The sequence below is a fragment of the Coprococcus sp. RTP21281st1_F1_RTP21281_210402 genome, from assembly GCF_040915325.1.
GTDB classification, from domain to species: domain Bacteria; phylum Bacillota; class Clostridia; order Lachnospirales; family Lachnospiraceae; genus Coprococcus; species Coprococcus aceti.
Window position 1 is genome coordinate 1 of record NZ_JBCPDQ010000013.1, and the last position, 26,454, is coordinate 26,454.

Sequence of the window (26,454 nt, forward strand, 5' to 3'; positions counted from 1 at the left end):
TTGGGGCGAGCAGTAACAATAGCCCTTTGGAGGGCTGATAATAAACCACCACTTGAAGTGGTGGTTGCTAACTTAGATGGCATATATGCAGCGTCATTTGAAATGTGAACAGAAATGGCTGATGTACAAGGGATGTGTCAAGTTTTCTATGAAAACTTGACATGTAGCTCCAGCCATTTGCCGAAGGCAAATTTTGCATGGCTGGAGTTCAATAAGGATGGAGGAAAGATATATGGAAGAACAGAAGAAATGCTGCTGTCATCATGGCGGAGAGATAAGCGATGTGGAAGCCAGGGTGAGGACAAGGACAGACGAGGAGTATAAGAAGCTTCTCAACAGACTGAACAGGATAGAGGGGCAGATAAGAGGCGTGAAGAGTATGCTGGAAAATGATGCCTATTGCACAGACATCGTGCTCCAAGTGTCGGCGATCAATGCGGCACTCAACAGCTTCAACAGACAGCTCCTTGCTGAACATATCAGGACCTGTGTTGCAGACGATATAAGAAATGGCAAGGATGATACTATAGAGGATCTGGTAAATACGGTTACCAGACTCATGAAATAGATATGTCAGTTATTGGCAAGTGCAGTTACGAACTGACTGATGCTTGATAAAGAAAGGTGAAATATATGGACAAGTACAATGTGACAGGAATGACATGCAGTGCATGCAGTGCAAGAGTCGAGAAGGCCGTATCCAATGTCGGGGGAGTTACCTCGTGTCAAGTGAATCTCCTGACCAACTCCATGATGGTGGATGGAACAGCCGACAGCGGAACTATAGTGGCTGCAGTTGAGAAGGCAGGATACGGTGCGAGTCTGGCGGGTGGAAGATCTGCTGGCGGAAATACTTCACATTCAGGTGGGAAGAGCAGCGGTTCCGGTGAGAGTGAGGCGGACAAAGAATTCGGAAAAATGAAGAAGAGACTGGTGGCATCAGTTATAATTCTTATTCCCCTCATGTATATATCAATGGGCCATATGATGTGGAACTGGCCGCTTCCAAGCTTCTTTGACGGCAATCATGTGGCGATGGGACTCACGCAGATGCTGCTCACCATAATTGTGATGGTGATAAATCAGAGATTCTTTGTGAGTGGATTTAAGGGAGCTATACACGGCTCGCCAAATATGGATACACTTGTTGCCATGGGCTCAGGTGCCTCATTCATATACAGCGTGTACGTGCTCTATGCCATGACAGCGGCGCAGACAGCAGGTGACGGTGAGCGTGTCATGACGCTCATGCATGATTTTTATTTTGAATCTGCGGCCATGATACTGGCGCTTATAACAGTCGGCAAGACGCTTGAAGCATATTCAAAGGGAAGAACCACGGACGCACTCAAAGGTCTGATGGATCTTGCCCCGAAGACAGCCGTTCTCATCAGGGATGGTGAGGAGGTCACCGTGGATATAGACGAAGTTGCGGTTGGAGATATATTTGCCGTTAGACCGGGTGAGAGCGTTCCTGTGGACGGAGTAGTCCTTGAGGGGGATTCCGCCGTGGACGAGTCAGCTCTCTCGGGTGAGAGCATACCTGTGGACAAAACTGCAGGAAGCCGTGTGTCTGCGGCGACGATCAACCAGTCGGGTTATCTGAAATGCCGTGCTACACAGGTAGGTGCGGATACCACACTGTCCAAGATAATAGATATGGTAAGTGATGCGGCGGCTACCAAAGCTCCAATAGCAAAGCTTGCTGATAAGGTTTCGGGAGTGTTTGTACCTGTTGTCATACTGATAGCATTTATCACGATGATAGTGTGGATAATAGTGGGCAAGGATGCCGGTTATGTGTTGGCGAGAGGAATATCAGTGCTTGTTATAAGCTGCCCATGTGCCCTTGGGCTTGCCACACCTGTTGCGATCATGGTGGGAAATGGAATAGGTGCCAAGCACGGAATACTGTTCAAGACTGCGACTGCTCTTGAGGAGACAGGAAAGAGCAGCATAGTGGTCATGGACAAGACCGGAACGATCACAAAGGGAGAGCCTGTAGTGACGGATATACTGGCAGCCGAGAATGTCAGTGGTGACGAGCTGATGCAGAAGGCTGCGGCTCTGGAGAAGCTGTCAGAGCATCCTCTGGCAAGAGCTGTGGTTGGATACTACAGTGAGAATTACCAGACAGGTGATGCACAGAAGGATAAAAATTATGAGGTATCCGATTTCAAGGCTGTTGCGGGCAACGGTCTGATGGGAAGTTTGAACGGCAGAAAGATCATCGGCGGAAATATGGATTATATAAAGGGATATGCAGATGTACCTGAGACGATGAAGGACAGTGCGGAGAAGGTATCACAGCAGGGAAAGACACCTATGTTCTTTGCCGAGGAGGCTGACGGAGATTACAGAGTCCTCGGAATAATAGGCGTGGCGGATACTGTGAAGGAGGACAGCGCTGAGGCCATATGCCAGCTTCAGTCGATGGGACTTTCAGTAGTTATGTTAACCGGTGATAATGAGAGAACCGCCAAAGCCATAGGAGAGCAGGTCGGCGTAGACAGAGTAATAGCGGGCGTGCGTCCGGACGGCAAGGAGAGCGTTGTGCGAGATCTCATGCAGAAGGGGCATGTGATCATGGTTGGTGATGGAATAAATGATGCCCCTGCACTCACAAGGGCAAATATAGGAATAGCCATAGGTGCAGGCACGGATATAGCCATAGATGCTGCGGATGTTGTTCTCATGAAGAGTGAGCTCACAGATGTTCCGGCGGCCATAAGACTCAGCAGGGCAACAGTTAAGAACATAAAAGAGAATCTTTTCTGGGCATTTATATATAATATAATTGGAATACCACTTGCCGCCGGCGTGTGGATCCCGATATTTGGCTGGACGCTCAATCCTATGTTCGGAGCGTTTGCCATGAGCCTGTCAAGTTTTTGTGTTGTTACAAATGCGTTGAGGTTGAATTTGACAGACATTTATGATAAAAATAAAAGATATAGAATCAAGGAGGACAAAGTTATGACAAAGACAATGAAGATCGAAGGTATGATGTGTGGACATTGTGAAGCCAGAGTCAAGAAGAGTCTTGAGGCCCTTGACCAGGTGCAGGAGGCTGTAGTCAGCCATGAGACAGGAACAGCGGTTGTCACTCTCAAGGCAGACGTTGATGACAGCGTGCTCAAGAAGACAGTAGAGGATCAGGATTATAAGGTGACATCAATTCAGTAAAGGCAGGAAATATATGAAGAAGATACTGAACAGATTGCTAAGCAGAATGGTAATAACGTGCTTTCTTGTGGTCGTCCAGTTGGCGATCATGATACTGGGGGTTGTTTTTCTTCAGGACAGATATATCTATATATCGGGTGCTCTCAAGCTGCTCAGCGTAATAGTTGTAATGTATCTTATAACAAAGGATACTAACCCTATGGTAAAGATGGCATGGATGGTGCCGATACTCATATTCCCGGTGCTGGGAGGTCTCATGTATGTGCTCTATGGACATGTGCTGATACCTAAAAAACTCAGAAAGAATTTTCTGCGGGTTCTCCAGCAGGAGGTATATGAGAACGTCAAGGGGGACAACTGGGTCCCAGCGGAGAATTTAAAGTCGGAGCCTACATACAGGATATGTAATTATATGGAGAATGTGGCTGAGGCGCCTCTGTACAAGCATACCAGTGTAAAGTATTATGCCATAGGCGATGATGTGATGGATGATCTCATCAGAGACCTGGAGAGTGCGGAGAAGTATATATTCATGGAATATTTCATCGTGGACAAGGGTTATATGTGGGATACCATACTTGAGATATTGAAGCGCAAGGCTGCGGAGGGACTTGATGTCAGGTTCATGTATGATGACATCGGATCTGTGTTCAATGTGCCGAAGTATTACTGGAAGGAACTTGAATCCTACGGTATCAAATGTATGGCGTTCAATCAGGTGGTTCCATTCTTTGCCACTATCTTCAATAACAGGGATCACAGGAAGATCACTGTTATTGATGGCAAGATAGCTCACACCGGCGGTTACAACATGGCTGACGAGTATATCAACAAGATAGAGAAGTACGGCAAATGGAAGGACAGTGGAGTGAGACTTGAGGGCGAGGGCGCCTGGAGCTTCACTGTTATGTTCCTTCAGATGTGGAACAGCTTCAGATATTCAGAGGGAAGCTACAACAACTATAGACCGGTGGAGATCGACTATAGTGGCGTAAGTGACGGATATGTTCAGCCGTACAAGTCCAGTCCTCTGAGCGGAGAGAATGTGGGTGAGAATCTGTACATGCAGATGATAAATGATGCACGGGAGTACATTTATATATTTACCCCATATCTTATCGTGTGTAACGAGCTCATGCTGGCACTGAAGCTGGCAGCCAAGAGGGGCGTGGATGTGCGTATTGTTACGCCGGCCATTCCGGACAAGAAATATATATACAAGATGACCCAGTTCAGCTACAAGGAGCTGCTTCTGGCGGGTGTGAAGATATATCAGTACACGCCTGGATTTATACATTCAAAGACTTTGCTCATGGATGGCAAGCTTGCATCTGTGGGATCCATCAATCTGGATAACAGGAGCTTCTATCACCACTTTGAGTGTGGAACTCTCCTGTATGACTGCAAGGCCATAGAAGATGTGAAGAAGGATATGATGGATACATTTGCCGAGTCGGAGGAGATAGATATTCCGTGGTGCAGAAATAACATAAGCAGGGTGAATATACTTGGTGCGATACTCAGATTATTGTCACCGCTTTTATAAAAGGAGTATAGCCGTATGGGCAGAAAAGACAACATTGCAGGAGACGGCAGGCGGGAACTTCAGAACGGAATAACCACATTATTTCTTATATATATGGGGGCTGCATATCCCCTGATAATGCATGACAAATATTTTGATATAACAGTAACCAAGTACAGGGCGTTCTATATTGCGCTGTGCATATATGCGGTGCTCATGGTGCTGGCGGTGCTGGTGGATGTGCTGGGACGGAATGTCAGCACAGGGCATGGGTCGCAGAGCTCAGGCGGGAATGTAGATGCTTCAGCAGGGGCGGCACATGGCAGCAGGTTTATTGGACGCCTGAGACATTTTATGGATATGCATAATATCATGACCATGGATATATTCATGGCAGGATTTGTTCTGGCAAATGTTCTGGCATTCTTTATGTCAGGGAATAAGGCAGCAGCATATACAGGCGAGGAGGGCAGAAGGTGCGGACTTCAGTTCGTGCTGCTGGTCTTTTTCCTGTATGTGTGTATGGCGAGATATTGCAGGATAAGGCGGTATGTGGTGGTCATATTCATGCTTGCGGGCTCATTTGTGGGAATTGTCGGCATATGCCAGTTCATGGGATATGATTTCCTTGGACTCAGGGAAGGGCTGATGCAGAGCATAAGAAATGTATACATATCCACATTGGGCAATATCGACATATTTGCAAGCTTCCTGTGCGTGCTGGTTCCGGTGGCAGCCGGGGCGTATATCAGCTCGGAGGGAAAAGAGAGCATAGTGATACGGATAACAGCAGTCATCGCTGTGCTCACAGGAACAGGTGCGGTGATCATATCCAATGCAAACCTTGCATACGCAGGTGTGGGCGGTGCCATGATAGCTGCGTGGATATGGGCGTCATACCGAGGAAAGATAAAAGAATTTGCGGATGTATGCCTGGTCATGGCGTGCGGAGTCCTGGCGATCAGTATTATTCTGGGACAGACGGACAGTGGATATTCGGAGCTTGACGGACTGAGCTACTTTGTGAGTGACAGCCGGATGGTGTGGATAGTGTCCGTGGTCGTTCTCGTTGTATGGGCGGCCATAAGGCTGGCTTCAAAGTGGACTGTGAAGTTCCGCGGAAAGGCAGCACTTGCTGTATCGGTCGGCGTATCGCTTGCAGGCATAGTGGCTGCAGTGATATATGCGGTGCACAACCACATGGGTATATTTTCATTTGAGGATTCCTGGGGGAATTACAGGGGGTTCGTGTGGAGAAGGCTCATGGAGGCGTACAGGGATTTCAGTGTTCCACAGAGGCTGTTCGGTTATGGAAATGAATCAGTGAAGGCGATCATGACTGACAGGTACTATGACGATATGATGAATACGGTGGGTGTTATATATGATAATGCTCACAATGAGTATCTGCAGTATCTGATAACCACAGGAATATTCGGTGCAGTGAGTTACGTAGGACTGCTGGTTACCACAGGTGGTGCGCTTGTGAGAACTGCGGTATCAGGAGCTGTGATGAATGAGAATGAAAACGCAAGCGGACAATCTGCAGGAAAAAGATCGAAGGAGAAGAAGACATCGAGAGATTCAAGAACTGTAAGAGGTTCAAAGACAGGGACTGGCTTGGAGTGCCTGCTTGGATATGCTGAGGATGAGGGCAGTATGATAGCTGTTCTGCTCGGGATAACCGGGTATGCCGTTCAGGCATTTGTCAATCTTAACCAGTCGCTCACAACGCCATACATATTCCTGCTCATAGCCATTGCAGGAGGACTGTGCCGCAGATACAGGTGTCGATCAGAAATCGGCGGCAGAAAATGATGTGTGAAATATGATTTATAAGAAAATAATACAGGGAATTGTGTGTATATACTTGCCACAGTGCATAGCAAAATGTTATAATATTTGCCTGTGTGGTGCTAGTGAACCGCACATTGAATAAATAAATACAGGAGGTCTAGAGGGACATGCAGATTTATGACGAGCTTGTAGCCAGAGGGCTTATAGCGCAGACAACAGATGAAGATGAAATTAGAGATTTAGTAAATAATGGTAAGGCAGTATTCTATATTGGCTTTGATCCGACTGCTGACAGCCTGCATGTAGGCCACTTCATGGCGCTCTGTCTGATGAAGAGACTTCAGATGGCAGGCAACAAGCCTATCGCGCTGATAGGTGGAGGTACAGCCATGATCGGTGATCCATCAGGCCGTACAGATATGAGACAGATGATGACAAAGGAGACTATCCAGCACAACGTTGACTGCTTCAAGAAGCAGATGAGCAAGTTCATAGACTTCTCAGAGGACAAGGCGCTTCTCGTCAACAACGCAGACTGGCTTCTCGACCTGAACTATGTAGATGTTCTCCGCGATGTTGGAGCATGCTTCTCAGTCAACAACATGCTTCGTGCAGAGTGCTACAAGCAGCGTATGGAGAAGGGACTCAGCTTCCTTGAGTTTAACTACATGATCATGCAGAGTTACGATTTCTACGCACTGTACCAGAAGTACGGCTGCAACATGCAGTTCGGCGGCGATGACCAGTGGAGCAATATGCTTGGTGGTACAGAGCTCATCAGAAGAAAGCTTGGCAAGGATGCATACGCCATGACCATCACACTTCTCCTCAACTCAGAGGGCAAGAAGATGGGTAAGACACAGAAGGGTGCTGTATGGCTTGATCCTAACAAGACATCACCATTTGAGTTCTACCAGTACTGGAGAAATGTGGCAGATGCAGATGTTCTGAAGTGCATCCGTATGCTCACATTCCTTCCACTTGAGGAGATAGATAAGATGGATAGCTGGGAGGGCAGTCAGCTCAACCAGGCAAAGGAGATCCTTGCATACGAGCTTACAAAGCTTGTACACGGCGAGGAGGAGGCTGTGAAGGCTCAGGAGAGTGCAAGAGCACTGTTCTCCAAGGGTGTTGCAGCAGACATGCCATCAGTAACACTCACAGCAGATGACTTCAAGGACGGCGCCATCGATATCGTGTCAGTTCTCGTTAAGTCAGGTCTTGTTACATCACGTAACGAGGGCAGACGTGCCGTAGAGCAGGGCGGTGTTGCTGTGGACGGCGAGAAGATCGCAGATGTCCAGATTACAATTCCAGAGGAGAAGTTCGACGGAGAGGGCGTTGTTGTGAGACGTGGTAAGAAGAACTTCAGGAAGGTTAGTAAGTAAGAGTCGTTGATGCTTTGAGTGATATCAAGGCGAACGGCCAGTGGTTATTCAAAAAGGGAAGCGATGAGCTTCCCTTTTTATGTACTACAGAAGGGGATTAGAACTTGATGAATGACAAAACGGCAGATTCAAATAAAAGACGTTTGGCAGTCGCAGCTATCTCGGCTGTGGCACTCATAATACTTGTACAATTTGTGGATTCCTATTGCACTGAGATGTTCGGCAAGACGCAGTCACTTTCTGTTAGGACATTTCTCATGGATCCGCGTGGGATGAGTTCTGAAGCGGCGGTTGCATATATGAGCAGAGACATGCTGCCATTTTATCTTATCGGAGCGCTCACGCCATTTATCAGGTCATATACGGATATCATAGGCAGGAAGAAGATGATGATCATAAATGTGGCGCTTCTGGCTGTTGGAAGTGCAGTATGCCTGCTGGCAAACAATCTGTGGATATACCTGCTTGGCAATGGAATTCTCATACTGGGATATTCGCTGGACATACATCTGATATACATAGTCGATGCGGTAGATAGAAAACATCGAGGAACTGTCAGAGGAATCTGTGGTGGAGTGTCCATGGCAGCAGCCATGTGTATACCTCTGCTCAGGTCATTGTACGTGGATGGCGGCGGACATAATTGGCAGATCCTTTACGCTGTTGGAATTGTTGGCGGAGTAATAGGTATGGTACTGGTTATGTTGTACAGATTCCCGAATATAACTGGTTCTAAAGCTGCACCGAGTGTTGGCGGATCGGCAAACAGGAGTGAGGGAAAATCTGTGGACAGTACAGAATGTAACACAGATGATGGACATATACATTTTATAAAAACATTCAAAGATATATGCAGAGATCATGCAACCAGAAATCTTCTCATAAGCATAAGCGTGGTGGGGATGGCGACAGCAGGCATAACATATTACAATGAACCTTTGTGTGCCTTCTCAGGTATGGGAGAGGGCAATGTGAATACAGTGTTGCTCATACAGCCCATAGCATCATTGGCTATAAATGTTCTGACAGGAATACTTGCAGACAAAATGGAACGGAGATATGTGGTGCAGATGGGAATAGCGCTTAGCCTCATATCAGGTATGGCATTTACACTTGGAGTAGGGCATGGAGTTTCATCGGTGTTGCTGGGAATACTCTGGGGCTGCATGAATGGATTTTACTTTTCTGCGGAAGAACTGATAAATCTTATGGTCATGGAAAGTGTAGATATATCGGTCAGAGGAAGGGCGTCAGCCATGTCCACACTGTCATATGGAATAGGAGATCAGCTGGGGATATTTGCAATAAGTCTGGTTGTGGGAGCCCTTGGCATGAGATGGGCAAAATTGGTATTTCTCGTGTCGCCTCTTGTCATAGCGATGGTGGTTCTGAGAAGAAAAGAAATAGAAAAGAGAAGGAAACACGCTTAGTTGTTCAGCGTGTTTCCTTATTTTTATGTTCAACATTCAGCTTGCGGATGCTGGATTTGATCTTTCTGTATTTGAATAGTGGATACATTGCAAATGTCCACAGGGCATACACTGCGACAAGAATGGGCAGGCCTATCAGATTTCGGAGATTATTTGCGTGCCATACTGCCGTGCTCAGGTATGCGACAAATATACACAGCGCAACATCTGTGATGAGATGCAGCTTCTGATTCACGATATACATAGGATGATAACGGTCGTCAGGTGGCTGGATGTCCGATGTGGACAGGCTCTGTTCAAATTGACACAAATTGTAGTTATATATTCCTCTGGCAATCGCAAGCTCAGATATGCTGCCTGCGTACAGGTTGTGTCGGAACAGTGTTGCTACTTCATAATTATCAGAGTCAGGATTGCCGGCGTAGAATGAGAATTCGGCCATTTTCTGATAATGGGATCTCGCACGGAGAAGTATAAGTATGTTCAGAACACCGTTCAGCAAAATAAGGATCATTGTGACGGAATAGAGCATGGAAGCATTTGGCATTCTGAAATACTCCAGGTCAGGATTCACAAGCTGAAGGATCTCGGCGATCACACCTATGGATGAAAGAGTGACAATGAAAGCGGTTAGAGTAGCCCAACTGTATTTGGACGAATCCGCTACCTGATCATATATATGCCGGATGCAATCCTCACTGTAGTTTGTGAGCTTGTTGTAGCTGGTGTGTCTGAAAGAGTTCAGTCTGGAATCGTAATCCCATGAGCACATGCGCGCTACTCCGAATCTGGACGCAGGAACATGACCTGGCAGATCCGAGGAGAAGAAAGCATCATACCTTTTGTAGGTAATATGGTCATGAACCATGCTGTCGATAAGCATAACTCCACCAAATGATAAACTGACGAGAGCCACCAGCAGAGGAAAGCTGTTAAATACAAATGACACAACAATATACAGAATACTCACCATACAGAACAAGGTGATGATGACTCGTCTCCCCTGTTGTATATCATTAAAAGATCTCGAACAGTTCTGAAAATGATTATATGTAATGCTATAGGTGTTACTGTTCTCATCAAGCACGGAATGTTCAAGTATCAGGCTTAGCTCCGAATACTTCTTGTGCAATGAGAATGGAATAAATCTCAAAGCTGTCAAAATGATGGATGCACACAGCATGACAATACTGAACAGCGTCCCCTTTGTGCTTGTCGCCTCATAGGAACTGATCCAGGTAGAAGAGAAGATGGTTGCAAGCATCTGTACAGAGTAAAGGACTATCAGTGTATATGTTGCAAATGCCTGTAGCTTGTCAACCCTCCTGGCATCATTCATTAGCTTCTGAAAATGTGGGTTGTTCAGATCAGTCACGGGATGTGCGACCTTAGGTTCTTTGATATTTCTTGTTATTGCAACCTCCGATGCATATGCAGGGAAATTCACATCATCAAAAAGCGCATACAAAAGGATCGTAGCAAGGTATTCTGATGGTGAGGTGCATTTGAACAAAGAGCAATAATGTGTAAGATTGTTGTCGGTTGACAGGACATTGCTCAGATATGACTGCAGTGAAACTATAAAATCAGAGTCCAGTGCGCCTTTTGTTTCTATAAGATTGTCAAGATGAGCACACAGCTTGTCGTAATCTATCGCATTCAGCAGAGCTCTTATAGGAAGAGGCTGCTCGTTTCCGGAAAAGTTCTTATTTGCCAGGTTGGAAAAGAAAACACTAAGCTTCGTGCCTGTAGGATAGCTCTCGTCAGGATGGATGAGATAGTACAGAGGTTTCTGGGCTGAATCTGCATCCTTCTTAAGCCATTCTATATCCGCATCCTTGAAGACGGAAAATGACATTATTTTGTCAATATCGTCATATTGGTTCGGATTCTGTGAAAATAATAATTGGCTGAAAGTATGTTTGTTGGAGTATGAAGACGTCTGTGGAACAATGGGAATGTTAAGCCCCAGATGCTCTGTGAAAAGTTCCTCCAGAGAGCATATGTGTTCCGCCGGTCTGGTACGATATTTCATCTTTTGTTTCCCCCTCATGGAAATGAAATAGGTTGGTTTAGTAAATATATGTGCTAAGCACTATATGAATATATAACAAAAAATGAGCTATTTCAACATAACAAAGGATATATTTCGACAAAATAGAATAAGGAATTTTCAATAACGAAAATAGACAATGAAACATGCAATATAGACAATGGTATGTCTGGAGTGCGGATTACATTGCCTGAAAGTCATATTACTTCAGACTCTATAATATCAGGTAATAATTGATAAAGATCATTTATTTCTTTAAATTGATATGCAATGAGGCGGAGAACCGCATAGATAAATGAGGGGGAGAGAATTCAATATGACAATAGGCGTATGCGATGTAAATCCAGACGAGACGCAGAGAACAGTATATTTCCTGCGCTCTCAAATTAAAAACAACATTATTGATAACGAAAATGTGAGATTTGTTTCATATAACCTTGATTCAGTAATGCTGGATATCGACTATCAGAAGTTCGACTGTGACATCTTTATAACAGAGCTTCTGTATCCAAATGGCAAGAATGGTGTGAACCTGGCAAAGAGGATCAATGCCGTAGCTCCATCTTGCAAGATTCTTTTTTATGTAAACAAAATCCCTGAAGAACTAGACATATACGAGGCGAATCATGTGAATTGTATGCTTAAAGGCAGGCATGATGCAAGACTTGTGACATTCATGAATGATCTTGTGGAGAAGATGAACAATGATGACAAGAAGCAATTCATCAAAATCCGATATGACAGGAACGTCAATATCCTTGATTGCCGCGACATAATGTACATCAAAATAGAGAACAGAGTCACGATATATTACACAAATAGAAAAAATGACCAGCGTGATGGCAAATATTACGAATACAGACCTCTCAGCGAGATTATGAAAGAACTCCCAGATAATTTCGTGAGATGCTCAGCCGCTGCGGTGGTAAACAGGGACTATATCAGTAATTATAATCATCAGACCGTTACGATGGTTGATGGGGAGGAGATAAAGATTGGTAGACGGTATGGAGATGTTAATGCAAATAGAAAGGAGAAAGTAGTTCAATGAAAAAAAGAGAAATAAGAAAGTTTATTGTGATGATTATGGGCATAATACTGCTGGTTTCAGAGGTTCAGTTGTTTAGTGGTGATAATGTATATGCCAGTACAAGAACAAGTAGGTACGAGCAGTTATATGTGCCGTCATATGCGGCAATGAGTGGGAAGATGCTGTATTACGCAGTGGGATCAGGGGCTCAAGGAGGGCGGTTGTATATGTACAATACATCTACAAAACGTCAGAAAAAAATATCTGATTTGCGCTGTACGGATCTGACAATTACAAAAAAAAATATATATTGCACTGTAAATAAATATATTGGTTCCGATGCCCGTAACAGGTATGTATATAGAATGTCAAAGGATGGTAAGAAGACGAAAGTCCTTGCGGAAGGCTATAGCCCTGTTGTTGTCGGAAAGTATATTTATTATATAGGTGTTAAAAAAGGCCCTGCTCCGTGGAATGCAAACGTTAAGGTTGAATATGGCTCTACGGGCATATATAGAATGGATTCCAACGGAAGAAATAAGAAGTGCATTTATCGATTCAGTGGGAAGGTTTCAACAGATAAGCTCATTGCTGGAAAAAATCGAGTCATATTTACTGGAAGTAATTCTGTCACATATGCAATAGGAACAAACGGAAAGATGACTCGCACGAGTATTTCAACTTCAAAAAACAGAATTAGTACATTTACATGGCTTACAAGTTCAACAATTAATAAACTTCCGATATCAAATAATAAATATGGTTACATATATAAGATACAGGGAGCCGCACTTGTCAGGTGTAAAGGAACAAGTCGTAGAACCATATTTAAAGTTCCTGCACAGTATGTTAGAAATGGTGGAATAAATTATGTAATAGATTGTGGAGATTATCTGTTTGTTGTTTCGGGTTACACATATGCGTTCGTTGTTAGTAAGAGTGGAGCGGGCGTAAAAAATGTTGCAGCAGCTTTGATTGGATATTGATGTTGTTATTACGGAGTTTGCCGAAAAAAAGCAAAATACAGACATGGCAAAACGACATACAGACATGCAAAAACGTGGAGATATATAGTATATGATATAATTTCACAAGAGATGGAGGGGATTAGAATGATAACATATAAGGTATATTCCGACATAGGAAACAGGGAGAAAAACGAGGATTCCGTTGGAAATTTCCATGTAAATCAGAGAAATATATTTGTATTGGCTGATGGACTCGGCGGTCATGGACGTGGTGAAGTTGCTTCTTCAAATGCGATAGAAACAGCCAGAGATCTTACACAATTAGTTGGAGACAGTAACGCTGATCTTTTGTCAGATATATTTGAAGAAGCTCAAAAACGAGTAATGAATATTCAAGAGGGTACATTCGCAAATGGCATGAAAACGACACTTGTTGCGTTAGATATATGTCGCGATCAGATCAAATGGGCCCATATAGGCGATTCACGTCTATATTATTTTCAAAATTGTAAGTTGGTTGAAAGAACTTTGGATCATAGCGTTCCTCAGATGTTGGTTCTGGCGCACAAGCTAAAAGAGAAAAAAATCAGAGGGCATGAAGACCGGAATAAATTGCTGAGGGTTATAGGTAGTCCATGGGAGACTAAAAAGTATGATTGTTCTGAGATTATAAATAAAAATGGATTTCAGGCATTTCTTTTGTGTTCAGATGGGTTTTGGGAATTGATAGATGAAAAAGCAATGACTAAGACTTTGAAGAAATCAAACAGTGTTGATGAGTGGTTGGATGCAATGGTTGAGATAGTAAGGCAAAACGGTAAGTGTACGGATATGGATAACAATTCGGCGATTGCCGTTTGGGTTAAGTAGGTAAATATTGTTGGAGGATATATTGAATGCAGAGAAGATGTCTAAATTGTTTTAATTTATTTGACATAGTATATAGCGATAAGGAAGAGAGTGAGGTCTGTCCATACTGTGGATATTGCGAGGGAACACCACCTAAAGAATTATATCATTTATATCCGGGAGTTGGCTTATACAATAACAGGTATGTGATAGGTACATGTATAGGATTTGGCGGATTTGGTATTACATATAAGGCTTGGGATAATGTACTTGAGACGGTTGTGGCTGTGAAAGAGTATTATCCAACTGGTCTTGTGCAAAGGGTTCCAGGAAAGCCACAGGTAATTATTTATACTGGTGAAAGTAAAGAAGAGTATATGCAGGGATTGGAAAGATTCTTGGATGAAGCAAAAAATATGGCGAAATTTGTCGATAATCCAAATATTGTTCATGTTGATGCTTTTTTTGAGGAAAATAATACTGCGTATCTTGTTATGGAATATTTGCCAGGAATGACTTTGAAGAGTTATTTAAAGTCAAAGGGAGGTCGTATAGGCTGTGAAGAGGTTATACCTATAGCTGATGCGGTAATAACAGCTCTCAAGGAGATACATGCTGGCGGAATAATACACAGAGATATCAGTCCTGACAACATAATGTTGTGCAACGATGGGCGGATTAAGCTCCTAGATTTCGGCGCTGCAAGATTTTCAGATGCTGATCAGGAAAGAACCAGATCTATTATTTTGAAACCTGGATTTGCTCCACCAGAGCAGTATCAGGCAAAAAGTAAGCAGGGACCATGGACAGATATATATGCGTTATGTGCAACTGTATATCGCGCAATAACAGGAGTATTACCGGACGAATCTGTTAATAGAGTTATAGAGGATACAGTACAATCTCCAATTCAGATATACAGTGATATTCCTGAAAGAATAAGTAATACTGTTATGAAGGGAATGTCAATATATCCTGAAATACGATTTTCAAATGTAGACGAATTAAAAAAGGCTCTTGATGGAGAAAAGAAAGTTATGGAGCCAAAGAAAGAACTTCGTGTACGCAGAATGAAGCGAACGATAACAGTAGGAATTGCACTTCTTGTCGTCGTGTCAATGTCACTTTATGTGTACAACATGTATAAAAATAAAAAAGCTGATGTGGTTATGAATGCTGCTGATATATCAATCTGGATTGCAGTGGATGATCAAATGAATGAAGATGGCGCAAAGGCAATGATGGATAGTGGAATAGAAGCATTCACAAGTAGTCAAGAGAAGGTAAATGTTAATTATAAATTTATACCAGAAGATCAATATGGCAGTGAATTATTAAAAGCATACGAGAATGGAGAGATGCCTACAATATTCCAGGCTCAATATGCAACAAAAGAGATTATGGAGGATGCGGCCAGCGTAGATAAAGTTTATGAATATATGGAAAAGTCGGGATCTGACGATTGCTATCTGTTAGAAAATTATAAAAATTCTATTGAAGAAAGCAAAAAAATTCCATTAAGCTTTGAGGCACCTGTTGTATATGTAAAAAGAAGCTCAGAAGTTAAGAATATAGATAATCTGACTATAAGCGACTACAAGCAGATAGAAAGCATGAGTGATGATAGTTTCTATATATCAGAATCTGCGGAAGATATGCTTCTGAGTTCGCTGAATAGTAATGAGAATAGTCAGAATATTGATGATAAAAGAAAAAAAGAATGGAAAAAATTAGGTGGAAGTGAAATATATAAGCAGTTTTTATCTGACGATAAATTATTATACTATTTCGGTTCAACGGAGGACTATAAATTTGTAAATGACAGTTGGGCTGGAAGATATAAGATCGTGAAGATAGAAAGTGATTCAGTTTATGTAGAACCAACTAATGAATTGTCGATAAGTGGAACAACCAGTGATGATGAGAGCAGAGCGGCTTCTTTGTTAATAAGCTATATGTTAAAACAGGGAGCTCAGGAAGCGTTGTTCTTAGGAACATCTTATAGCGATAATGGTGTGGATAAATTGCAGAAAATTGAAGGATTACCAGTTAATAAATCTGCGTTGAAGTCATATACGGATACTAATACTGAATTACAGATTATAGATTCTTACACAGATAACATGAAGATAAAACAGCAGTAAAGTGGGAAGGAGAATATACAGATGCCTGAAAGAATATGTATGGGATGTATGGAAAAATACAATGACAAATACAGTATATGTCCGTATTGCGGTTATAATTCCGAATCTTCAGCTCAGGAGCCATATCATTTAACTCCAGGAACTGTTATTGGAGGAAAATATATTGTTGGTAAAGCAATAGGGTATGGAGGATTTTCTGTAACATATATAGGCTATGATTACAGTATTGATAAAAAGGTAGCGATAAAAGAGTATATGCCTTCTGAGTTTGCAACAAGATCTCCAGGATCTTCACAGGTTGTAATTTTCACAGGTGATAGAGAAGAACAATTCCGTGGAGGAATAGAAAAATTTGTTGATGAAGCAAAACGATTGGCAAAATTTCGTGGAACTCCGGGAGTAACAGATGTTTATGACGTGTTGGTAGAGAATAATACTGCATATATAGTGATGGAATTCCTTGAGGGAGAGACACTCAAAGAGTATCTGGAAAAAAACGGAAAGATTTCACCTGATGAAGCGATAGAAATGATGATTCCTATAATAAGAACGTTAAAGACGGTAAATGCTCAGGGAATCTTACATAGAGATATTGCACCAGATAACATTTTTATGACCAATAATGGTGAAGTAAAACTCATTGATTTTGGCGCTGCAAGACAGGCTACATCTACAAATCATAGCAAGAGTTTATCTGTAATAGTGAAGCCGGGATATGCACCACCAGAGCAATATAGAAGTAGGGGAGATCAGGGTTCCTGGACAGATGTATATGGATGCGGTGCCGTGTTATATAAGATGATAACTGGAGTTACCCCTGAAGATTCGATGGATCGAGATTCGAAGGATTCACTGAAAGATATATCAAAATTTAATATAGATATTACGACTAATCAGGAAAATGCAATTATGAATGCTCTGAATCTGGAGATAGAGGATAGAACACCAGATATGGAGAGATTGGAATATGAGCTTACTACGGATGAAGAAGTTGCAAGAATAAAGGCTAAAAAGAAGAAAATGGATTTTGGACGTTGGCCATTATGGTTAAAGATATCGGTGCCTGCAGCGGCTGTTTTACTATTGACGCTGGGAACTTTATTGGTCACAGGCGTGATAAATTGGAAGATGTTTATACCGGGGGCGACATCTAAAGTCAGGGTGCCTAATGTTGTAAATCAAACGCTCAATGATGCAGAGATAATGATTCAAGAAAAGGATATGCTGATTCAGATAGTTGATCAGGTTGAATCTGATACGATTCCTAAAGGTGCGGTTTTGTCACAAAACATTCCTTATGGTACGGAAGTCAAAGGGGGAATGGTGTTAGAGGTTACAATATCTGGAGGCGTAGGACAGGTGTATATGCCTGATGTTGTTGGTTTATCTAAAGAAAAAGCTGAACAGGAATTGAAGGATCTGGGTTTGTTTGTAAAAACAGATACGGCTGAGAGCGAAATAAAGAAGGAATATATTTGCGCACAGCAGTACAAGTATGGCGAGGCTGTAGATAAAGGTTCAGAGGTTAACCTTACGGTGTCATTGGGTAAAAAAGAGTATGACAATTCGAAGAAAACAGAAGTGCCGAATGTTGTAGGTGAAAAATGGGATGATGCAAGAAAAATGGCATCTGATAAAAGAATATACATATATAAATCAGATATAAAGAACAGTGATACTGTTGAGAAAGATATAGTTATGAAACAGTCTTTGAAAGCTAAGTCAAAGGTGGAAGAAGGTTCTGACTTAGGCGTTGATGTGAGCCTCGGAATAAATACAACGCATGTTCCAGATGTTGTATATAAGAGCTTTGATGAAGCTTCAAAACTTATGAATGACAGTAAGATAAAAATAGAGGTTACATACCAGAAGAGTGATGTGGTAGCTAAAGATCATGTAATATCCCAGAGCGTTGAGGCGGGAACAGAGGTGAAAGTATGGTCTACAGTATCGCTGTGTATAAGTGAGGGCAGTGATAAGATTGATGCTGCACCTAGATATGAAGATACTGATAAGAAGAATACAACATCAGAGCAAACAAAAACAACAGAGAAGACAACGGAGAAAAAATCAGAGAGTAAGAAGGAAGATAAGAACACTGAGGACAAAAAAACAGAACATGCTACAGAAGAACAGCGCACAGAGAATAAGACAGAAAGCACAACTGAGAATGTAAAACCATCAAAAGATGATTCTATGGTAGATGTGCCTAGTCTGGTTGGAATGTCTTTGCAACAGGCTGAAGCAATGCTGGAAAGTAATGAATTAAGTGTTGGAAGTGTGGAATATAGATCTTCCTCATCATCTAGTACAGGCATAGTTTTGGATCAGGGTATTGGTTCAAATCAGAAGGTAAAAAAAGGAACTCAGATATCATTGATAGTTTGTTCGAATGATACTGTGACAATGTATAGATATAGAGATGTGCAGGATTATGATATAAAAAAGACTAACAGTAACAGCACTCCAAGTGGTTATACATATTACAAAACCGAAGAAAGTCAGTCTTATGGGAACTGGGGAGGATGGACTGAATGGAGTTCAAACTACGTACAATCCAGTGATACCTGTAATGTAGAAGCGAAAGATGGCGCTGTGTTTGGTCGATATGATACATACAGGGCTGATGGTTCTTATGAAAGAACTGATGATAAATGGCAGAATTCAGGATCTAGAAGGAGGGAATATTATCTTCCGTGGGATGAAGTATCACGTGCAAATCAATTTCAGTGGCCTGGCAGTTCGACTGAAAGATGGGTATTTAATAGTAATGGAGAAGTTAATTACAGAAATGTTTCAGGCACTGGTGAGTGGTCGTGGACGGGTACTGTCTACAGATATCAGACCCGGTCTGTGAATAAGGTATATACATACTGGTACAGAAAACCAATTTATGGTTCGTGGTCTGAGTGGAGCACATCTAGAGTTAGTGAATCCTCAACAAGACAGGTTGAGACAAAACAAGATTATGTATATGAACAATACTAGGAAGTAACAGGAGGCAGTATGGTATGGCGGAACAATTATGTATGGGATGTATGAATAAGTTTGATGAAAATGATAGCGTATGTCCATATTGTGGATATAGGGTGGATACTCCGCCCGCAGAGCCATATCATTTAGCTCCGGGAGTAATACTTGGCGGGAAGTATATTGTAGGAAAAACCATAGGATATGGTGGATTTTCGGTTACATATCTGGCATATGATTATAGTCTTGAGAAGAAAATAGCTATTAAGGAATATCTGCCATCTGAATTTGCAACAAGGGCTGTTGGCTCATCAACGATATCTATCTTTAGTGGAGATAGGACTGACCAGTTTAACGGAGGAATAGAAAAGTTTATTGATGAGGCAAAGAGGCTTGCAAAATTTAAGGGAACAACAGGAATAACAGATGTGTATGATGTGTTCCGTGAAAATAATACAGCATATATTGCTATGGAATATCTGGAGGGACAAACGTTAAAAGAATTCCTCCTAGATAACGGTAAAATAGATTATCAAAAAGCTGTTGATATGATGATACCTATAATAAGGACTTTGAAGAAGGTTCATGAAAAAGGGATATTACACAGAGATATAGCTCCAGATAATATTTTCATAACTTCAAATGGAGAGGTAAAGCTTATTGATTTTGGCGCTGCAAGACAGGCGACATCAACAAATCACAGCAAAAGCCTGTCGGTTATAGTTAAACCGGGATATGCGCCGCCTGAACAGTATAGAAGCCGTGGAGAACAGGGGCCGTGGACAGATGTATATGGTTGTGGTGCAACTTTGTACAAAATGATAACTGGCGTAACTCCGGACGATTCAATGGAGAGATGTTCTAAAGATACACTGGAATTACCATCAAAGTTTGCAGGGAACATATCAGAGAATGTTGAGAATGCTATATTGAATGCTTTAAATATAGAAATCAATGACAGAACTCCGGATATGGAAAGACTGGAATATGAACTTACGACAACGGATGTTGTACACAAAAATCGTGTAACATCAAAATCCAGAGATCTTGGAAGATGGCCAACATGGTTGAAAGCAGTGGTAGCAGCATCAATATTAGCTGTACTGGTAGTTGGGACCTTATTGGTAACTGGTGTAATAAATTGGGATTCATTTATTTCCTCGGATGACAGATCGGATGCAAGAGTGCCAAATGTCATAAATCTTACAGTTGATGATGCTGAGAAAATACTGGCCTCTGAAAATATAGATATGAAAATTGTTGATAAGCAGGAGTCGGAAGATATACCTAAGGACTCAGTATTATCACAAAATATAAGTGGTGGAAGTCAGGTACAGAAAGGTATGACAGTAGAAATAGTTGTATCGAGTGGAAAAGGACAGGTGTATATGCCAGATTTCACTGGATTAGGACAGACTGAAGCCGTGGAACAAGTTGAAAAGATGGGGCTGCATGCGAAGATTGAAACACAAGAAAGTGAAATAGCTCAGGATTATATATGTGACCAACAATATAAAGAAGGAGAAAAAGTAGATAAAGGCTCAGAGATATTATTGAAAGTATCTATTGGCAATAGTAGTTATGATGAGAGCGCAGAAACTACAATTCCAGATGTTGTTGGTGAAACATGGGAGAATGCAAGAAAGTGTGCAAGAGAGAAAAAGATATACATATATAAGGAAGAAACACTTAATGACAGCAAGGTTGCTCAGGGAAAAGTGATAAAGCAGAATCATAAGTCTGGAGAAAAAGAAAAACAGGGGTTTGTGTTGGGGGTAAAAGTTTCTCTTGGTGTAAAAATGACTCATGTTCCTGATGTAGTTTATAAGAGCCTTGAAGATGCCCGGAAACTTATGGATGAGAGTAATCTTCAGATAGAGGTCGAATATGAACAGAGTGATAAGGTTGAGAAGGATCATGTAATATCGCAAAGTATAAAACCAGATACGGAGGTTGAGGAAAAAACAATTATAAAACTTGTGGTGAGTAAAGGCAATGGCTCTGAAGATAATTCAGAAGCAACTAATGATACAGAAGAAACAACAGAAATTACTACAGAGGATACACCTACGACAGCCCAGGAGACTACTACTGAAGAAGAAACGACAGAAGCACCAGAACCAGATGATGAACCGACAAAAGCAATCGTTCCAGATTTATCTGGATGTAGTGAAGATTCTGCTATATCGATGTTGTATGATGCGGGGCTTTCAGTTGGAAGCATAGAGTACAGGTCTGATCCTAATTCATATGATGGTGCAGTCTTAAGTCAAGGTGTTTCTGCATATTCCGAGGTCGATTATGGAACATCGGTTTCACTGATAATTTGTAATAATGAAAAAGATGAGAGCGGAAATTATATTTGCCCAGAATACTAATAGTAGAGGATAAAAATGGAGAATGTTAAGAAAATCAATTCAAGACAGCAGGTTTTAAATCATGTTCCACAGGATGGAGGTGCGATTATCGGTGTCAGAGGGTATCTGGTAGGGGTTATTATTGCTGTGAATTATGGAAATATCATAACTATAGGCAGGGATCCGGCAACATGTAATTTGATCATGGAGGGAGATTTCATCAGTCGTACACATTGCAGACTAAGCTACAACAATGGTACTGGTTTGTACACAATAGAAGACAGATCAACAAATGGAATAATCCTTCCAGGTGGTCAAATAACAAAAAAAGGACAGGTCGTTTCAGTTGCTGGTGGAACACATATATGTATCGGAACATATAGTGAAGAACTTTTATTACGATAAAATTTGGGAAATGGAGAGTGGATGAGATGAGTGAAAGCTGTCTATTCAGATATTTAAAAAAAATAGGCCTGAGCGTGCTGATAACCATGGCCTTTGTTATGAATGGGTTAATAGGTTCGGTCATAACTGCGTGTGCTGAAAACACTATGGTTAGTGAAAGTAATGAAGATGTAACGGATGATAGTGGCGTAAATTATTATATTTTTTGGGATTTTAAAAGATCAATATATCTGGACGAGTATGATGCAAGAAATGACTCAGGAAAAAATCTGGAATATGTTGGAACTCTAATTAGTGATTTTGCAGAGAGAAGCGGAGATCTGACAAGAAATATAGAGGTGTATTATATAACATCTTCTGAAGCTGAAAAGAAAACCGGAGATTTTACGACCATAAAGAATAATACAGGTGTGGTAAATCTGTCGGATGTCATCAGTCAGTCTCGTAATACTAATGATTTTGTGGATTCTGAAAATAGGAATCCTGATGAATTTAATAACGAATTGTATGCAGTATTGGAGAATAAAGAAAATACTGACAATAAAAATGTGTATATATTGCTAACCGATGGTCAGGAAAAGTTACAAAAGAAAAGTAAGGAGCTTTTAAATGAAAGTAATAGTTTAGTGTATTGGGTCGATATATCCAGATATAAGGCTACTCCGGACACTACACGTAAAAGATATGATTCGATGAAGGGGATAGACAACTTCTTTAAAGAGGATTGTATTGATGCGGCACCATTGGATGAAGCTGCTGATGATGTGCTCCTAAATATAGAGACAGATGTAGCAGGAAGATTAAATATTGGTTATTCAATTAATAACGAGGAATCAATAACAGAAAATAGTACAACATCTGGCAATTGGACGGGATATGCAACAACAGAAGTCGTTGAGGTAACATCAGTAGAATTATATGGTGTTGCAACCCCTACAGATGGCGGCGTTGGAAGTAATAACGATGGATTTATCAATAAGCTTAAGTCATGGTGGACGAATGGAATAGTTGGAAAGCTGATAATTATATTTTCAGCTCTAGTTGTGGTTGTTGTTATTACTTTAGTGATTATTTTGACTGTTAATCATAGGCAGAAGAAAAAACGCAAAATAGATCGACACAGAAAAAATGCACAAATAACAAATAATAATGATGTAGGCATGGATAACGGACATAACTACAATAGTTCGATGGATGTACAGATAGAGGTTATAGGAAGAAAGCCTGATGTGAAAAATGTTCATATAAATGGAAGTGCATTTATAGGCAGGGCAAACACCTGTGACGTTTTTATCAATGAAGTTACAGTTTCAAGACAGCATATTGTATTGGAATGCAAAAATGGAGAGTTATTCGTTCAGCCGTTGATGACTGCGACAAACAGTACAAAATTAAATGGCAAGCAGATAACTGACAGACATCAGTTGTTTTCGGGAGATAGACTGATGATCGGTGCAGTAGGAATTATAGTAAGGTGGTGATATGAATGAATATTACATATGCATTGGGTAAAGGAACATATTTATCAAATCGCTATCGTATAGATGAAATTATTGGTCAAGGTGGATTTGGAATAACTTATGTGGCATATGACGAAGCAGAAGGCAAAAAGTGCGCTGTGAAGGAATATTTCCCGAGGGATAGCGCCGTAAGATTATCAAATGGAAAAGAAGTAAAAACAGTATCGGATGAGAAAATAGAAATTTTTAATCATGGCCTTACGAGATTCATGGAAGAGGCAGATGTTCTATGGAAGCTTCAAGGCGTTGAATCTGTTGTATCAGTGTATGACAGGTTTAAAGAAAATGGCACCGGATACTATGTGATGGAATATGTTGACGGAGTTACATTAAAAAAACTTGTTAGGGAAAATGGTAAATTAAAGTTTAAATATGTAAACAAAATTTTATTTGATGTCGGAACTGCGCTTATTCAGGTTCACGCATTGAATATATTCCATAGAGATATAAAGCCAGACAATATTATGGTGGATAGCACCGGTGTAATAAAGCTCATTGATTTTGGAAATGCCAAAAATATAAAAAGACAATCTGGTAATGAACAATTGTCAGTGATGCTTACTCCTGGATTTGCTCCTTTTGAGCAGTATTCATCAAAGTCTGAGCAGGGTACATTTACTGATGTGTATTCACTTGCAGCGACCGTATACTATCTTCTTACGGGAAAGATGTTATTAAACCCTAATGAAAGACTGCTATCCAGTGAAGATATAGTTCTGGATGATGAGGATATTCCAGAGTATGTAACTGATGCTTTATATAAAGCGTTGAGAGTAAATTATAAAGAACGAACACAGACTATTTATGAATTTTTATCAGATATGAGGCTGATAAATGAGACTGTATATTCTCATGATGATAACCAAAATGCGGATATCTTAAAAAAGAATAATGAGAATAAGGCCAACGGAATACATGCGGTTACAGATAACCTTATTTCTGCAACACATGGACGAATTCCGCATCCATACATAGTTATTATTTCTGGAGACAATGAAGGTACTACCATTGATATACCTCTGGACAGAGGAGTAATTGTTGGCCGAACCAAGAATTATGCCCAGATTATATTCAAACAGGATGAATTTATAAGTAAAAAGCACTGTGAGGTATACTACGACAGCCTAGAAGATTTGATATACATTACGGATTTATCTACGAATGGAACATGGGTTAATGGGTACAAGCTTAACCCAAACCAAGTATATTCTGTAGATAAAGGAAGTGTGGTAACACTGGCAAATCAGAAATGTTCTTTTAAGGTAGGAGTGACATATTTATGAGAGAAGAAGCAGCAAGACAAAATGAAGTTACAACAGTCAGACTTACTGAAGAAATAAACTGGGAAAGTATAGATCGTAAAGAAAATGCATTGCATATTGAAATCGGACAGTCATCAATAATAGGAACAAGGAGTTATCAACAGGATGCTTTATTTGTAGCAAAGTATGAAAATGGAATGACTTTAGCTGTAATTTGCGATGGTATGGGTGGTTTGAACGGTGGTGAATTGGCAAGTAATACAGCGGTGAAAATGTTAGTGAATGATTTTAAGTCAGTGAATGATTTTAGTGAGGTTCCAATATTCTTAGAGAGGGAAGTTGTACGTCTCGATGAGTGTGTAGCAGATCTCGAGGATGAGTATGGAAATGCATTGGGAGGCGGTTGTACTTTAGTGTGCGTTGTTACAAAAGGGAATGGTATGTATTTCATATCAGCAGGTGACAGCAGAATTTATATAGTGAGAGACAATGATATACAAGCAATAAACAGAGATCATAATTTCAGACTGCAGTTGGATACAATGCTGAGAAATGGACAGATAACCGAGAAAGAGTACGAGATGCAGGAGAATCAGGCCGAAGCACTTATAAGTTATTTAGGAATGGGCAATATCTCGTTGACGGATAGTAACACTGAGCCATTTTATCTGGAAGAAAATGATCTGATACTATTGTGCAGCGATGGTCTTTATAAGAGACTTAGCAACGAACAGATATTAGATATTGTTTTGGATAATCAGAATAGTATGCAGGTGATAGCTGAACGATTAAATAAGGTTGTTATGCAGCTTACACAGAGAAATCAAGATAATACGTCGGTAATTCTGCTTAGATATGGCAGATAAAGGGCAGAAAGATGCCGTCATAAATATACAATCAAGAGGAGGACAAATTTATGAATTTAACAAGATGTGCGAAAGGTCATTACTATGATATGGACAAGTTTTCAATGTGTCCACATTGTGCAAGTGCAAATGAAGGTATGGGACAGACAATGAGATATACTCAGCCGGTAAATGATTCTGCATTTTCAGGTGGAACATCACTTTCCAGCAATGCGACTGATGATACTGTAAATTATACAGATGCCGATACATCATTCACAGACATGATAAATGATGCAAAAAACAAGCCGGAAAAAGATGATGATGATTCAGTGACAATAGGTTTCAGTGGAAGTTCAGGAAAATCAGAAGTTGTAGGATGGGTTGTATGCATTGAGGGAAGTGATAAAGGAACTGGATTCCCATTAAAGACAGGAAGAAACTTTATAGGTAGAAATGCAAATCAGGATATAGTTCTTGCAAAGGATAGAACAGTATCAAGAGATAAGCATGCGATAATCGTATATGAGCCAAGACAGAGAAAGTTTATTGTTCAGCCTGGAGATTCCAGGGGCCTGTTCTACTTAAATGATGAGGTCGTTTTGGGATCAAAAGAACTCAATGCATATGATGTAATACTTGTGGGCGAGACAAAGCTGGCGTTTATACCTTTCTGTGGAAAGAAGTTTAGCTGGGATGATGGATTACATAGTGAGGAGGAGTAA

The 26,454-nt window shown here is 41.0% G+C and carries 18 protein-coding genes; 17 read left to right on the top strand and 1 reads right to left on the bottom strand.

Annotated features, from left to right (window positions below):
- Window positions 1–232 precede the first annotated feature (232 nt).
- The 6 genes from AB5150_RS14320 to AB5150_RS14345 all read left to right on the top strand — a co-directional run bounded on the left by AB5150_RS14320 (window position 233) and on the right by AB5150_RS14345 (window position 9,326).
- Entirely contained in the window at window positions 233–568 is a 336-nt protein-coding gene (locus AB5150_RS14320; protein WP_022216248.1) for a metal-sensing transcriptional repressor, read from the top strand.
- A gap of 65 nt (window positions 569–633) precedes the next feature.
- Window positions 634–3,186 carry a heavy metal translocating P-type ATPase gene (locus tag AB5150_RS14325; protein ID WP_349093140.1) on the top strand — a complete coding sequence of 851 codons (2,553 nt, stop codon included), beginning with the start codon at window positions 634–636 and terminating at the stop codon, window positions 3,184–3,186.
- Between the two features lie 13 nt (window positions 3,187–3,199).
- Window positions 3,200–4,732 carry a cardiolipin synthase gene (gene cls / locus AB5150_RS14330; RefSeq protein WP_022216246.1) on the top strand — a complete coding sequence of 511 codons (1,533 nt, stop codon included), beginning with the start codon at window positions 3,200–3,202 and terminating at the stop codon, window positions 4,730–4,732.
- Window positions 4,733–4,747: 15 nt separating this feature from the next.
- Complete coding sequence (locus AB5150_RS14335; protein ID WP_349093142.1) at window positions 4,748–6,529, top strand: O-antigen ligase family protein; 1,782 nt, start codon at window positions 4,748–4,750, stop codon at window positions 6,527–6,529.
- A gap of 146 nt (window positions 6,530–6,675) precedes the next feature.
- A complete protein-coding gene (gene tyrS / locus AB5150_RS14340; RefSeq protein ID WP_022216244.1) occupies window positions 6,676–7,896 on the top strand; it encodes a tyrosine--tRNA ligase in 1,221 nt (406 codons plus the stop codon).
- Window positions 7,897–8,003: 107 nt separating this feature from the next.
- Window positions 8,004–9,326: an MFS transporter gene (locus AB5150_RS14345; RefSeq protein WP_022216243.1), complete on the top strand. Its 1,323-nt coding sequence runs from the start codon at window positions 8,004–8,006 to the stop codon at window positions 9,324–9,326.
- Between the two features lie 4 nt (window positions 9,327–9,330).
- On the opposite strand, the gene AB5150_RS14350 is transcribed toward AB5150_RS14345, so the two are convergent.
- Window positions 9,331–11,361 (bottom strand): hypothetical protein, encoded by a 2,031-nt coding sequence (locus AB5150_RS14350; protein WP_349093143.1) that lies wholly within the window; start codon window positions 11,359–11,361, stop codon window positions 9,331–9,333.
- 334 nt (window positions 11,362–11,695) lie between these two features.
- Here AB5150_RS14350 and AB5150_RS14355 point away from each other — a divergent pair, with 334 nt between their 5' ends.
- The 11 genes from AB5150_RS14355 (at window position 11,696) to AB5150_RS14405 (ending at window position 26,454) form a co-directional block, all read left to right on the top strand.
- Entirely contained in the window at window positions 11,696–12,430 is a 735-nt protein-coding gene (locus AB5150_RS14355; RefSeq protein WP_022216241.1) for a LytTR family DNA-binding domain-containing protein, read from the top strand.
- Window positions 12,427–13,395 (top strand): DUF5050 domain-containing protein, encoded by a 969-nt coding sequence (locus tag AB5150_RS14360; RefSeq protein WP_349093146.1) that lies wholly within the window; start codon window positions 12,427–12,429, stop codon window positions 13,393–13,395. Before AB5150_RS14355 ends, AB5150_RS14360 begins: the two co-directional genes overlap by 4 nt.
- Before the next feature lie 126 nt (window positions 13,396–13,521).
- A complete protein-coding gene (locus AB5150_RS14365; RefSeq protein WP_055146873.1) occupies window positions 13,522–14,247 on the top strand; it encodes a PP2C family serine/threonine-protein phosphatase in 726 nt (241 codons plus the stop codon).
- A 26-nt stretch (window positions 14,248–14,273) separates the two neighbouring features.
- Window positions 14,274–16,370 (top strand): serine/threonine-protein kinase, encoded by a 2,097-nt coding sequence (locus AB5150_RS14370; protein ID WP_022216238.1) that lies wholly within the window; start codon window positions 14,274–14,276, stop codon window positions 16,368–16,370.
- Between the two features lie 21 nt (window positions 16,371–16,391).
- Complete coding sequence (locus AB5150_RS14375; protein WP_349093147.1) at window positions 16,392–19,358, top strand: PASTA domain-containing protein; 2,967 nt, start codon at window positions 16,392–16,394, stop codon at window positions 19,356–19,358.
- Between the two features lie 23 nt (window positions 19,359–19,381).
- A complete protein-coding gene (locus tag AB5150_RS14380) occupies window positions 19,382–21,718 on the top strand; it encodes a PASTA domain-containing protein (protein ID WP_349093149.1) in 2,337 nt (778 codons plus the stop codon).
- 15 nt (window positions 21,719–21,733) lie between these two features.
- The gene (locus AB5150_RS14385) at window positions 21,734–22,102 is read left to right on the top strand and encodes an FHA domain-containing protein (RefSeq protein ID WP_349093151.1); all 369 of its coding nucleotides are present in this window, start codon (window positions 21,734–21,736) and stop codon (window positions 22,100–22,102) included.
- Between the two features lie 26 nt (window positions 22,103–22,128).
- Entirely contained in the window at window positions 22,129–23,583 is a 1,455-nt protein-coding gene (locus tag AB5150_RS14390) for an FHA domain-containing protein (protein ID WP_349093153.1), read from the top strand.
- A 5-nt stretch (window positions 23,584–23,588) separates the two neighbouring features.
- Entirely contained in the window at window positions 23,589–24,905 is a 1,317-nt protein-coding gene (locus AB5150_RS14395) for an FHA domain-containing serine/threonine-protein kinase (protein WP_055146861.1), read from the top strand.
- Window positions 24,902–25,750, top strand: a complete 849-nt coding sequence (locus AB5150_RS14400; protein WP_022216232.1) for a PP2C family serine/threonine-protein phosphatase — start codon at window positions 24,902–24,904, stop codon at window positions 25,748–25,750. The genes AB5150_RS14395 and AB5150_RS14400 overlap by 4 nt, the downstream gene beginning before the upstream one ends.
- A 50-nt stretch (window positions 25,751–25,800) precedes the next feature.
- On the top strand, window positions 25,801–26,454 hold the full coding sequence (locus tag AB5150_RS14405) for an FHA domain-containing protein (protein ID WP_055146857.1): 654 nt from the start codon (window positions 25,801–25,803) through the stop codon (window positions 26,452–26,454).